Raw genomic sequence first — 12615 nt, 5'->3', positions numbered from 1 at the left:
GAGCTCATCAGGATCGGCAGTTTCACATTCCCAAACCACGACCACTTGGCCAGTTTACCCCACCTTAGCCAATACCCCCCATCCTACGCCCCAACACTCTGCCAAGGGGAAAAACCTTGCTCAAGGCGGTTCTGCAGCTGCTGCCGGGTCGGTTCATGGATGTGCGCATGCGCGTGTCCGACAGCTACGAGACGCGCGTCGTGGAGCGGCCCGGGCGCTGGATGCAGCCGGCCCAGCTGGAGCAATTGAGCGCGGATTTGCGGCTGGTGGCGTCGAAGACGCTCAGGGACAGCAGCCTGACCTATGGCGTGTTTTCCGGTGACCGCAGCCGGCTCGAACATTCCATCATCACCATCGTCTACCGGCGCAGCGACGGGCGGCCGATCGCCTTCAATGCGCTGGCGCTGATGGAGATATCGCTGGCTGGCAAGCCCTATGAGGTGTTGCATCTCGGCCTGGTCATGGTCGATCCGGACGAGCGCAGCCGGGGCCTGAGCTGGATTCTCTACGGCCTGACCTGTTTCCTGATGTTCCTGCGCAATCAGCTCCGGCCGATCTGGATCTCCAACGTCACCCAGGTGCCGGCCGTCGTCGGCATGGTCGCCGAGGCCTTCAGCAATGTGTTTCCCGGCCCGCACGCCGGTGCGCGGCGCTCGCTCACCCATGTGCTTTTGGCGCGGCAGATCATGGCGCGTCACCGCCATGTCTTCGGCGTCGGTCCCGAAGCTGGTTTCGACGAAGAGCGCTTCGTCATCACCAATGCCTATACCGGCGGCTCGGACGATCTGAAAAAGGCATTCGACGAAGCGGCCAAGCACCGCGACGAGATCTTTAACGCGTTCTGCCGCAACGAGCTCGACTATGGGCGCGGTGACGATGTGCTGCAGATCGGCCAGATGAGCTTCCAGTCCGCGCGCACCTATCTCGCCGACACGGTGCCGCGCGGCTCGCTTGCCGCCCTTGCCGTGGCGGGTGCGGCCGCCACGTTGCAGCGTCTGGTGCTGCCGGTTGTTCACTGGGCCGACTCCAGCCGCCAATGGAATGTGCTGAGACCATGGACACGCTAAGCTTCTCTTTTGAGGGGCGCCTCGAGCCATGAACCTCGACGACACACTGGTCGCCGACACCATCACTTCGCTGGCTGCGCTGGCGGGGCTGCTGATCGTCATCTCGGTGGTGGGCGCGCGCGACACCGGCGATCCCTTGTCGAGACGCTTCCTGTTCGGCCTGAGGGTGCTGGCGGCGCTGCTCGCCTGCCGAATTCTCGACTGGACGACGGGCTTTGCCGTCTTCCGCTTCGTCACCATCGTCGCGGCGGGCCTGCTGCCGCTGGCGGCGCTTTTGCTGACCGAAGGCCTTCTGCGCCGTCACGCGCCGTTTGCGCTTAAATTTTTCGCTGCCAGCGGCGTAGGGCTGTTCTTCCTGCTGGCGCTGATTCCCGAACGCTTCGCAGAGCCGTGGCGGATGGCGGCGCTGCTGGCCTTCCAGTTCGGTGGCTTTCTCGCCATAGGCTGGCTGGTGATGACGCGCGACCGCGACAGCCTATCGGCTGCCGAGAACCGCACGGTCGAGCGCATGGCGCTGTCGCTGCTTTTGATCCTGCCGTTCATGGTCACCGACTATCGGCCCGGCCTGTTCGAAGTGCCGGTGCGGCTTGGCGGCATCGCCATCCTGTTCCTGTGTTGGCTCACGATCGGGCTTGGGCGCGCGAGCCTTGGCCATCGCGACACGATCGGCGCCTTTGCCGTCGTTGCGCTGAGCTCGGTGTTTGCCGGGCTGGCGCTGGGCGGCATCGACGATCTCGGCTGGCGCGGCAGCGTGCAGGGCGTGGTGATCGTGCTGTCGGCGACGCTGCTGGCCGTCATCTACAATGACAGCGTCAGCCTTACCGCCGAAAAGCGCCGCGACTCGCTGCTGAAGCATATGGCCGAGGGCGATCTGACCGATTCCGCGCGCTTCCTGCGTGGGCTGCAGCACCATATCCTTGTCGACGGTGCGTTGATCCTGCCAACCGCCGACCTTGGCGATTTCGACCTCAAGGTGCTGGCGCGGGCGCTGGAACAGGAGCCCGTGCGCTCGGTCGCCGATATGAAGCTGGATGCGCCGGTCGACCAGGATATACGCGAACAGCTGGCCTGGCTGTTCGAGAAATACGAAGCGACACATGTTCTGCTGGCGACGCTCGAACCGTTGACCGTGGTGGCGCTCAACATGCCGGCGTTGGCCTCGTCGCCGGGGCTGGAGATGGAGCTGCGCGCCGTCCAGCGCATGGCGATGCTGATCTCGCAGCGGGAGCTAAAGGGCTGACCGCTTTCGGGACATAAGGCCGCCGTTTTGCGCCGGCCTTATGTCCCGTCGATCAACGCGCCTCGATCAGGCGGCCTTGGTCTTCATGGCTTCTTGGTCGCGTACCGTTTTGGTGACGGCGGCGAAGTCGAGCTTGCCGGAGCCGAGCACCGGCACTTTTGAGACGACCCGTACCTCGGCCGGGACCATCAGGTCCATGGCGCCATTGGCCTTGGCGAAGGCGAGGAAGTCCGCGCGGGAGGCGCCGGGAGCCTCGGTGATGAGGATCAGCTTTTCGCCCTTGCGTGCGTCCGGCACCGTGGCGACGGCCGACAGCGAGCCTTTCCACAATTCGCCGGCCAGAGCCTCGACAGCCGCCAGCGAGATCATCTCGCCGCCGATCTTGGCGAAGCGCTTGGCGCGGCCGCGGATGGTGATGAAGCCGCCCTCGTCGATAGCGACGACGTCGCCAGTGTCATGCCAGCCGTCTTCGAGCCGTTCGAGCACGCCGGGCTTCTCGGCCCGGAGATAGCCGGCCATGACATTGGGTCCGCGCACAAACAGTCGTCCACCATCATCGACGCCGGGCACCGGGTCGAGGCGGTATTCCATGCCGGGCATGATCTTGCCGACGGTTCCGGAGCGGTTGTACATCGGCGTGTTGATCGAGATCACCGGCGCCGTCTCGGTGACGCCGTAGCCCTCGAGGATGCGCACGCCGAACTTCTCCATATAGGTCATGCGCGTCGCTGCCTTGACCGGTTCTGCACCGGCAAAGCAATAGCGTATCGAGCGGAAGTCGTAGGGGTGCGCGGTGCGCGCATAGCCCGACAGGAAGGTATCGGTGCCGAAGATGATCGTCGCGTTCGAGGCGTAGATCAGTTCGGGCACGATGCGATAGTGCAACGGCGAGGGGTAGAAATAGACCGGCACGCCGGAGATCAGCGGCAGCACGGTGCCCGCCGTCATGCCGAAGGAATGGAAGATCGGCAGCACGTTGAACACCTTGTCGCCCGAATGGAAATCGATGCGGGACGCCGCCTGGGCGGCATTGGCCAGGATGTTGCGGTGGGTCAGCACGACGCCCTTGGGCGTGCCTTCCGAACCCGAGGTGAACAGGATCACCGCCGGATCGTCGGGCAAGCGCTTCGCGCGCGGCGTCGATTTGCGCAGCAGGCCGAGCAGCTTGTCCTTGAGACCGATGGTCTTCCTGAGATCGTCGAGCCAGACGATCTTGACCGACCGACCGAGTTCCTCGACCACGGCGCCGAGCTTTGCCTGTTCGACGAATGCGCGGGAGGTGAGCACGGTCCGGACTTCAGCCGCCTTGCAGGCCGACAGTATGTTGGTGGCGCCGGCGGTGAAGTTCATCATCGCCGGGACCTTGCCCGCCGACATGACGCCGAGCAGGGCTGCGCAGGCGCCGTTGGCGTTGGGCAGCATGATGCCCAGCGTCTGCTGGTCGGCATACGTGTTCTGGAACTTCTCGCCGAGCACGGCAACGGCCGTCAAAAGCTTGCCGTAGCTGAGCGAGCCGGTGACCGGATCCTCGACGGCGAGCTGCTTCATGCCGCGCTCATTGGCTGTCTGGATGATTTTTCCCAGCACGGTCTTGTCGATGTCCTGGGTGCGGAAGACGAGATCCGACATCACCTGGTAGAGGGCAGAGCCGGCCGCGGCGCGGCGCTTGCGCCCCTTCAGCTCCTGCGGCACTTCGAGCTTGACCGGTTCCAGAATGGTCACTTTGACCTTGGGGAACAGACGGCGGCGCACATGCTGCGAGGACAGCCGCGAGAAGTAGGTCTTCTCCAGCCCGTCGATGCGCACCGGCACAACCATCGAGCCGGTCTTGTCGGCGACCGTGGCGGCGCCGTCATAGACCTTCATCAGGCCGCCGGTGACAGTGATGCGGCCCTCCGGGAAGATGACCAGCGGGTCGCCACCCTGCACGACCTTGATCAGCGTGCGGGTGGACATTGGCTTGGCCGGATTGAGCGGCAATGCGCGGGCAAGTTTCATGAACGGCTTCATCCACCAGGCCTGGGCGATGAAGTAGTCGATGGCGAAGACCGGCTCCTCATCGGTCAGCGTCAGCGCCAGCGGGCCGTCGAGGAAGCTGACATGGTTGAGCGCCAGGATCGGCGCCTTGCCGGCCGCCTTGAGGTTGTCCATGCCCTCGACCTCCAGGCGCAGAAAGGCGCGGAACAGGATGGAGACGAAGTCACGGAAGGGATTGGTCGGCAGGAATTTCAGCATCAGCCAGGCGGCAATCGCATTGGCCGCAGCGAGGCCGAAGAGGATGCCGCCGATGGAGACCTTGGTCTGGATCAGGGCAACGATGACGCCGCCGACGGTCATGAAGCCGGCGTTGACGATGCTGACCGCGGCGACGACGCGGGCGCGGCGCGCTTCGGGCGACCAGGCCTGCACGGCGGCGAAGGTCGGCACCACCAGGAAGGCGGCTGCAATGGCCATGCCGGCGAGGTCGATCGCGACCCGGATCGTGTTCGGCCCGGCAAAGAATGCGCCGAGGGTTTCTGTCGGGGGCGAAGGCGTCATGCTCGAAATGGTCCAGGCCAGATGCAGGCCGAACAGCGCCAGCAAGGCCGTGCCGACCGGCGCCGGCAAGAGCACGATGCGCCCTTGCGACATCCAGGCGGCGATGGCCGAGCCGATCGCGATCGAGACAGCGAACACGGCAAGATAGCAGGTGACCGCCAGCTCGTTGCCGCCGAGCGAATCCTTGATCAGCACAGGCAAGAGCGACAGCACGACTGCGCCGATCAGCCAGAACCAGGACGTCATCAGGCCGGCGCGCCAGATGCGCATGTCGGTGCGCAATTCGGCCACCTGACGCCAGGTCGAGCGGAAGATGTTCTTGTCGATGACGAGGTCGGGCGCTGCCGAACCGGTGGACGGGATATAGCGGCTGACGAGCCAGCAGCCGACGGCGAGCGCCATCATGATCGGTCCGAACACCGTGACACCGATGCCATCGGCGGAAACGACGCCGCCGGCGATGGTGCCGCCGAGGATGGCGGCAAACGTGGCCGATTCGATCCAGGCGTTGGCCTTCGGCAATTCCTTGCGCTCGAGGTGGTCGGGCAGGATGCCGTATTTGATCGGCCCGAACAGGGCCGAGATGATGCCGAACATCAACAATGCCGTCATCAGCACGGGGATGGACGACAACGCGATGCCGGCAACGGACACACCAGCGGCGGCGATTTCGGCGAATTTCAGACGCTTGGCGATGAGGGCCTTGTCGAAGCGGTCGGCGATCTCGCCGCCGAGCGCCGACAGAAGCAGGAAGGGCGCCATGAAGACGGCGCCTGCCAGGGTGACCAGAGAGCCGCCTTTGTCCGCCGCCAGCGTAAACAGAATAAGAAGGGACAGCGTGTTCTTCAGGAAATTGTCATTGAAGGCGGACAGGAACTGCGTCCAGAACAACGGCGCAAAGCGCCGGGACGTCATCAGATGAGCTGTGGGACGATTGATCGGAGCGATTTCCATAGCGGCGGTTTCCATTGGGCAAGACCGTTGAAAATCCAGACGGGATCGATCAGCGGTCTTGCGCGGTTTGAGCCTATGTGTAGCGGGAACCCGGTTACACTTCGTTACTGCGGCTGACATCCATCAGCAGCTTCTCGGTCTTGGCGTCTTCCAGCCGGTTGATGAAGCGGCTTGCCTCTTCCGAGTCGCGCAGTGTCTTGGTGATGGTGATCGAGGTGTGCACGAGCATGATGGCGGCCATGGCATAAAACCCCTTGGCGGCGAAACTTGCTTCCATGAAGTAGATGCCGCCTGCCATCATCACAGCGGCAACAGCGAAACTGGCCATGGTGAAGGTCTTCCAGGCGCTTGAATCCTTGGGGGAATAGGTGTTCGGGGTCATCGGTATAATCCTTTCGTTTCAGGGTTAGGTTGGCTGGGCGTGGGTCTGTTTCAGGCCGGATACAATAAGATCGGATTTGGCAGGCCGGTCAGGGTCAAGCTGGCTTGGCCATCTTGGCGGCGAGGCGCTGGAGCACGGCGTCGGCGCTACTGCGCAACGGGGCGCCACACCCGGCGGCCGCGAGCTTTTCGCTGACCGCGGCCGGATCGCCCGACTGCTCCATCTCGGCCATGGCGGCCGCGGTGGCGTCGATCTGCTTTTGCCTTGTGCGCAGGCGAAGCAGCGTCTCCTCGGCGTCCTTGAGCGCCGAGAGGCTTGAGCCCGGAGCGCTTTCGCGCAGGCGCTGGGTTGAGTCGACCGCGGCAACAATGCGCTGGCCGCGCTGCAGTTCGCGCAGTCGCATTTCGGAAGCCCGGACAATGCGCTTTAGCCGCTCGATCTCGGTGCTGAAGCTCTTCTGCGCCTCGCTGGAGGCATCGCGTTCGGATTCCAGCATGGCGATGGTTTCGGCGGCCTCGCGGGCCAGTTCATTCTGGCCCTGGTCGATCGCGGCGATCGTGCGCTTCTCCAGATCGTCGATGCGAACGACCAGCTTCTTGAACTGCAAGACTTCCTGTTCGTTCTGGGCGATGGCAATTGCGACTGCCCGGCGGGCAGCAGCAATGGCGTCGGCGCAATCGCGGATCTGCTGGCGCAGGATCACCAGGGCGTTGCGGTCGACCACAGTCTCGGCGGCTTCGTAGCTTCGGCCCCGGACGAGGGCAAAAAACTGTTTCAACATTCCCGTTTCTCCTCTATGAACGTTGTTCACGAATGCAACGTAACACATCGTGAACGACGTTCAAGACAAAAAATGAACGGCGTTCACAAATTTCGCGTAAGGAAGGTTAATGACGGCAAAACGGGACGCCAAACGCGAGGATCTCAAAGGCAGGCTGATCGAGGCCGCCCAGGCGCGTATTCAATCCTCGGGGCTCGCCGGCCTGCGCGCCCGTGACATCACGGCCGATGCGGGCTGCGCGCTGGGTGCGCTCTACACCGCCTTCGCCGACCTCGACGAGCTCATCCTGCACGTCAATTCGATCACGCTGGCCAGTCTGGGAGCGGCCTTGGAACAGGAGGCGACCGGCACCGCCAAATCGAGAGCAAGGCTGAAGGCGCTGGCCAAAGCCTATCTCAGCTTCGCGCGCGACAATCGCATGGCGTGGAAGGCGCTGTTCGAACACCGCATGGCGCCCGGCGTGGCCGTACCTGAATGGCACCTGGCCGAACATGCGGTGCTGATCCAGCATCTGGTCGAGCCGCTTGCCCAGCTGCTCCCGGCGTTGGACACACCGGAGCTTCTGGCCCGCGCCCGCACGCTGTTCTCTGCCGTCCACGGCATCGTCGCCATTTCGCTCGAAGACCGTTTCATCGGCTTGGCGCCCACCGACCTCGAAAGCGAGCTGCTGGGTTTCGTCGACACGCTGGTGAGCGGGCTGGAGACGGAAAGGGAATGAGCTGCGGCGATCGGCTCTTTGCCTTGCCGATTTCTGCCCTTATGAAGATCGCGGCCAGAAATGCCCTGTTGGTTCAGGCCGGCTGAAGCAATTAGGGGATCTTCGTTGACAATCGATCAGGAACGTCGGTTTCGGCCCGAAATACAGGGGCTGCGCGGACTGGCCGTCGCTCTGGTCGTTGTTTTCCACTTGTGGCCCAATGTGCTTCCCGGCGGATATATCGGCGTCGACGTCTTTTTCGTCATTTCGGGCTATCTGATCACCGGTCTGCTGGCTGAGATGGCGCTGCGCGACGGCCGTATCTCGCTGATCGAGTTCTATTCGCGGCGAATCCGCAGGCTTTTACCGGCCGCGATCCTAGTGCTTCTGATGACGCTGCTCGGCACCCTGCTGTTCATTTCCAAGGCACGCTGGGAGGAAACCGCCAAGCAGATCCTGGCCAGCGCGCTCTATGTCGAGAACTGGCGTCTGGCCCACGAAGCTGTCAGCTATCTCGACGCCGACAATCTGCCGACGCCAGTGCAGCATTACTGGTCGCTTTCCATCGAAGAGCAGTTCTACATCGTCTGGCCGGTACTCATGATCGGCGTGATCTGGCTGGCGCGGCGATGGCAGCTCTCCTTGAGACGAAGCCTGGCGACGACATTGTCGCTTGTTTTCGTGGCATCGCTTGTCGCCTCGATTGTCCTGACGAAAACTGACCCCGCCCAGGCCTATTTCGTCAGCCACACACGCCTGTGGGAATTGGCGCTGGGCGGCCTGCTGGTGCTTGGCGAGCACCGGTTTCGATTGGGCGCGGGTGCAAGCCGGCTGTTGGCGTTTGCCGGTATCGCCGGCACCCTAGCCTCCGCTTTTCTGTTTTCAGCGGCGACGCTATTCCCAGGCGTCAGTGCGTTATTGCCAACCTTGGCCACCGTGCTCGTCATCCTGGCTGGCGACGTCCAAGCCGGTCGATTTCGCGGGCTCGATTTGTGGCCGATCCGTTTCATCGGCGATCGTTCCTATTCGATCTACCTCTGGCATTGGCCGCTGATCACATTCTTCCTGGGGCAGGGCCATTCGCTGACATTTGCCAGTGGTGTCGGCCTGATTGCGGTGACCCTGATCCTGTCGGACCTGTCTTATCGCTATGTCGAACAACCCTACCGGCAATCCCGGGGCGGCGCGTGGTGGAAGCCGCTGGGGTACGGTACCGTCGCAGTGCTGGCATGCGTGGCTGCATCAGGCAGCCTGCTGCTTTTTCTGAAAGCAGAACGCATCGACACCGCGCTGATCGGCACGCCTTCCTACCCCGGGCCTGCCGCTCTCGTCTCCGGCGCCGCGGTTCCGGACGGCCTGAATCTACTGCCGCCATTGGCCCGGCTGAGAAGGGACGTGCCGGTCGTGTATGCAACGAAGTGCCACCAGGAGGAAAGCTCTGAGCCCAAACGGTGCTCTCTCGGCGATCCGGCGGGTACGAAAACCATTGTCCTGGTGGGAGATTCTCATGCAGCCCAGTGGGTTCCGGCTCTGGACAAGATCGCCAAGGACCGCAAATTCAAACTGGTTACCTTTACAAAATCGGCCTGCCCATTCAGCCGCGTGGCCATCACGGCGGATGGCAAACCGAACGTGTTATGTGCGCAGTGGGGCGAAAAGGTGCTCGCCGAGATCCTCAAGCTGAAGCCGGATCTGATCGTCACTAGCCAGTCCAACTACGGATCGGTGCCGCAAGACATGATGATCGAGGGGCTGCGAAGTGTCTGGAGCAGGTTGACGGAAGCTGGTTCGCAAATCGTCGCCATTCGCAACACGCCCTACATGAAATTCGATCCGGGCGATTGCCTGAGTTCGACGCCAACGAAATGCGTCACAAAGCTGGGCGACATTGAGCGGAGCGACGTGTTGGTGTTGGCCGCGGAGGGACAGAAAAACGTGCGCGCCATCGACATGATCGACGCCATCTGCGGGCCGCAACTATGTCCGGCGGTTGTCGGCAACATCATTGTCTGGCGTGACAATCATCATCTGACAGCCAGCTATTCGCTTGCCTTGGCGCCTTATCTCGCAGCGAAGGCGGGTCTTTAGGAGGCGCCGAGGCGATTTCTCTCGCCAGAGATGCAGACGGGACAGGCTCGGGAAAAATTCCGCTGGTGGAGGCTGAAATCCACCGAAAGCGCGCCAGCTTCGTTTCCTGCTGCTTTGAGAATATTGTGCTTTTGGATTTTAATATCTCCCCTCGTCCAGCGGCGTTCTGTATCATCCCTGCTTCCAAGATCGCATCGCGGTGCCGGAGCAATGCTCCGCACAGCAAAGGCCCGGCAGGATCCGAAGCGGTTGCCCGAGCGTGCTCTGTTCCGGCGTCGCTAACACAAAAGAACGCGTTGGCTCTGGTTGGCCGCGGTAAGTTCGTGGCCGTTGATGCCCTGGCGCTTGGTCGGTCACCGCTAAAGCGCTCGACGGCCCGATAGTACAGGCATTGATCTGCTTATTAGCGGGAAATCTTCAAATGAGATTGAGACTTTTGTGAATCAGCGGTAATGCGCGGTTATAGCGAGGATCCTTGTCCAATGCATTGGTATGAAAGCCTCCGGCCATGACGGCGATCGCGCCGGCTAGTCCGAGCAGCGATAATTTCACAGCGATTCGTCTGATCGCTGCGCTCAGTGTCGTTCTGAGTCATTCCTATCCGATGCTGGGACTTCCAGTTGAACCGATCATCATGAACAGGTCGCTCGGCAATTTCGCCGTGCATTGCTTCTTCGTGATCAGCGGGTACCTAATCGCCGGCTCTTGGGCTCGCTCGCGAGGCTGGCCCTTTGTGCTTCGCCGTGCGGCTCGTTTGCTTCCAGCGTTGATCGTCAGCCACGCTTTTGCGCTCGCCGCCGCTGCTTATTTTAACGACTATGCCGGTCAACCTCAGGCGGGCATCATCCACGGGAGCTTGTGGACAATCAACTGGGAGGTCCTGATGTACATCGGCGTTGCGCTGTTCGGCATCATGGCTCTGCTGCGCCCATCCGTTGTCGGAACTGTCTACGTGGTCGGTCTTCTGCTGATCATTATCAACATGAAGTCCGCCAGCAACGGTCAAACCGTGATAGCGCCCTTGGTCCTTTTATTCGTCTGCGGTGCCTACATCCGGCTTGAGAAAAGCATCGAGATAGCTCGCCTTGGCCCACCGGCGATAGCTGTTCTCGCCCTGCTGTTTACGCCAAACGTGTCCAATGACGTCCTGGCCTTCGTGCAAGCATGGTGGAAATTCGGCTTCATCTGGGACGTTACGATATGGGAGGTACGCTATTTCATCTACCTTTTGGCGATGCCCATCGCTTTGATCTACATCTGCGCCTTCGCACCGTTTTCGATCAAGCTGCAAAACGATTACAGCTACGGTGTCTTCGTCTTCGCTTGGCCTATCCAGCAAATCTGCGTCCATTACATGATGGCGGGCTGGATGCCGGCTAACCCGCTTTTGTTGTTTGCCGTGTCGGGCACGCTGTCCCTTCTGGTCGCGGTTCCGCTTTGGCGTTACATTGAAAAGCCGATCAGCAAATGGCGGCTCCAGCAGCGAGCTGAAGCGCCAGCGGTTTCGACCGCATAGACAACAATTTGCACGAAGGCGCCGGCATCTCTGCCGACAACGTTTGCTTGTGACATTCGCCAGACGACCAACCCTACGAAGCTAGCCAGGCCGCCTTGGGTTTGCGTCACGCCGTTTTTGGTTTAGCTCATCCAACGGGAGCAGAACAACAGGGTACTGACAGCGCCGCGTTTCAATTTACTACGGGTTGGTATCAACGGAATTTACATGTTCTTTCTCAAACCCACGCACAAAGCTCCGGTACTTCGGAGACTCCAGAGACAGGAGCGTGCCACGATTTTTCATCTTGGCACACCCAAGACTGGCACGACCTACATCCAATCGCTGTCACGGATAAACCAGACTAAACTTATGGCCGCGGGCATCGTTTACCCAGATGTCAGAGTTGAGATCGGCAACTACGCCCATCACTCACTGGCTGGCGATCTCGAAGCGCCTTCTCCTGGCGCTGCTGCAGCCGACTACGCTGCGCTCAAGAACCACGCTGAAAACATCGTCATATCCTCCGAAGGTTTTTCAGAGTTGTCCCCTCGTGGAATGAAAGCTCTTGCCGACCTGCATCCTCACCGTAGGGCCTTTGCCGTTGTCTACTTCCGCGAGATGTCAGGCTTCCTGCGATCATTCACCCAGGAGCTTGTAAAGCACGGCTGGACTGAAAGTTTCGCAACGGAGACGTATATCAATCGCTTGCGCGCTTTCGTTGAAGACCCCGCAAAGCACAATCTGGGGCACTATCGGCAGATCGCTCAGCGTTGCGCCATGGCGTTTGGCGAGCCCTACACTGTCTTCGTCGCCTATAATAACGTGATCGACCAAGGCACCGATCTGTTCACCCATTTTTGGAAGAGCGTGGTCGGTATCTCAACGTTTGGGATGGATATCTCGACCCCTTTCCCAAATCGTCACGTTGGCTTCGAAGCATTAGAGACCAACCGGTTACTAAATGTGGCGCTGGTAAAATTGGGCGAAGAGCCGGGTCCATGGGTCCATCGGTGGCTTCTGGAGAATCTGTCCGAAATTAAGGCCGAGGTTGCCGAACTGGTGGACCTCGTGTCGTATCGCAGCTCGATCAAAATTCACTCCGAGATTGAACAGTTTCTCACCATCGAGCGTGATTTAGCCAACCACCATAGCGGACAGTTCCTGAATGCATCCGGGCGCGGTCGCATTTTCTCACAGGCCCACGAAAGTGAGCTTGAGTGGGCCGATATCGAGCGCTTCAGCGCCGATCATCCGGCGGCAATCAAAAAGCTCAACGCCCTCGCTTGGAAATGCGCGAAGGAAGCGTTACGGGATTGATTTAGAGACGTGCAAATGACTTCACATATCGGCAAATATCGGCTTTGAAGCCG

At 61.1% G+C, this 12615-nt stretch carries 9 protein-coding genes; 6 read left to right on the top strand and 3 right to left on the bottom strand.

The window, feature by feature from the left end; genetic code table 11:
* The first annotated feature begins 116 nt into the window (after nucleotides 1-116).
* Complete coding sequence (locus ACWGTI_RS22520; protein ID WP_454589136.1) at nucleotides 117-1067, top strand: hypothetical protein; 951 nt, start codon at nucleotides 117-119, stop codon at nucleotides 1065-1067.
* 28 nt (nucleotides 1068-1095) lie between these two features.
* On the top strand, nucleotides 1096-2307 hold the full coding sequence (locus ACWGTI_RS22515) for a hypothetical protein (protein ID WP_454589135.1): 1212 nt from the start codon (nucleotides 1096-1098) through the stop codon (nucleotides 2305-2307).
* A gap of 66 nt (nucleotides 2308-2373) precedes the next feature.
* Here the strand turns inward: ACWGTI_RS22515 and ACWGTI_RS22510 are convergent, their stop codons facing one another.
* The 3 genes from ACWGTI_RS22510 to ACWGTI_RS22500 all read right to left on the bottom strand — a co-directional run bounded on the left by ACWGTI_RS22510 (nucleotide 2374) and on the right by ACWGTI_RS22500 (nucleotide 6962).
* A complete protein-coding gene (locus ACWGTI_RS22510; protein ID WP_454589134.1) occupies nucleotides 2374-5799 on the bottom strand; it encodes an acyl-[ACP]--phospholipid O-acyltransferase in 3426 nt (1141 codons plus the stop codon).
* A 94-nt stretch (nucleotides 5800-5893) separates the two neighbouring features.
* Nucleotides 5894-6181, bottom strand: coding sequence for a YiaA/YiaB family inner membrane protein (locus ACWGTI_RS22505; protein WP_454577649.1), 288 nt, complete (start codon nucleotides 6179-6181; stop codon nucleotides 5894-5896).
* Nucleotides 6182-6275: 94 nt separating this feature from the next.
* Nucleotides 6276-6962 (bottom strand): PspA/IM30 family protein, encoded by a 687-nt coding sequence (locus ACWGTI_RS22500; RefSeq protein ID WP_454589133.1) that lies wholly within the window; start codon nucleotides 6960-6962, stop codon nucleotides 6276-6278.
* A 109-nt stretch (nucleotides 6963-7071) separates the two neighbouring features.
* On the opposite strand from ACWGTI_RS22500, the gene ACWGTI_RS22495 reads away from it, so the two are divergent.
* The 4 genes from ACWGTI_RS22495 to ACWGTI_RS22480 all read left to right on the top strand — a co-directional run bounded on the left by ACWGTI_RS22495 (nucleotide 7072) and on the right by ACWGTI_RS22480 (nucleotide 12562).
* Complete coding sequence (locus tag ACWGTI_RS22495; protein ID WP_454589132.1) at nucleotides 7072-7680, top strand: TetR/AcrR family transcriptional regulator; 609 nt, start codon at nucleotides 7072-7074, stop codon at nucleotides 7678-7680.
* Nucleotides 7681-7740: 60 nt separating this feature from the next.
* Nucleotides 7741-9747 carry an acyltransferase family protein gene (locus ACWGTI_RS22490; protein ID WP_454589131.1) on the top strand — a complete coding sequence of 669 codons (2007 nt, stop codon included), beginning with the start codon at nucleotides 7741-7743 and terminating at the stop codon, nucleotides 9745-9747.
* A gap of 508 nt (nucleotides 9748-10255) precedes the next feature.
* Nucleotides 10256-11263: an acyltransferase family protein gene (locus ACWGTI_RS22485; protein ID WP_454589130.1), complete on the top strand. Its 1008-nt coding sequence runs from the start codon at nucleotides 10256-10258 to the stop codon at nucleotides 11261-11263.
* Between the two features lie 207 nt (nucleotides 11264-11470).
* Nucleotides 11471-12562 (top strand): hypothetical protein, encoded by a 1092-nt coding sequence (locus ACWGTI_RS22480; protein ID WP_454589129.1) that lies wholly within the window; start codon nucleotides 11471-11473, stop codon nucleotides 12560-12562.
* The last annotated feature ends 53 nt before the right edge of the window (nucleotides 12563-12615 follow it).

The organism is Mesorhizobium sp. ArgA1 (genome assembly GCF_053714375.1).
The sequence above is the reverse complement of the archived record's forward strand: the minus strand, read 5'-3'. Positions and strand labels throughout refer to the sequence as shown.

Bases quoted from the DNA above. Each gene is read 5' to 3' on its own strand.
- ACWGTI_RS22515 (WP_454589135.1), top strand. From the start codon at position 1,096: ATGAACCTCGACGACACACTGGTCGCCGACACCATCACTTCGCTGGCT.
- ACWGTI_RS22510 (WP_454589134.1), bottom strand. From the start codon at position 5,799: ATGGAAATCGCTCCGATCAATCGTCCCACAGCTCATCTGATGACGTCC.
- ACWGTI_RS22505 (WP_454577649.1), bottom strand. From the start codon at position 6,181: ATGACCCCGAACACCTATTCCCCCAAGGATTCAAGCGCCTGGAAGACC.
- ACWGTI_RS22500 (WP_454589133.1), bottom strand. From the start codon at position 6,962: ATGTTGAAACAGTTTTTTGCCCTCGTCCGGGGCCGAAGCTACGAAGCC.
- ACWGTI_RS22495 (WP_454589132.1), top strand. From the start codon at position 7,072: ATGACGGCAAAACGGGACGCCAAACGCGAGGATCTCAAAGGCAGGCTG.
- ACWGTI_RS22490 (WP_454589131.1), top strand. From the start codon at position 7,741: ATGCCCTGTTGGTTCAGGCCGGCTGAAGCAATTAGGGGATCTTCGTTG.
- ACWGTI_RS22485 (WP_454589130.1), top strand. From the start codon at position 10,256: ATGACGGCGATCGCGCCGGCTAGTCCGAGCAGCGATAATTTCACAGCG.
- ACWGTI_RS22480 (WP_454589129.1), top strand. From the start codon at position 11,471: ATGTTCTTTCTCAAACCCACGCACAAAGCTCCGGTACTTCGGAGACTC.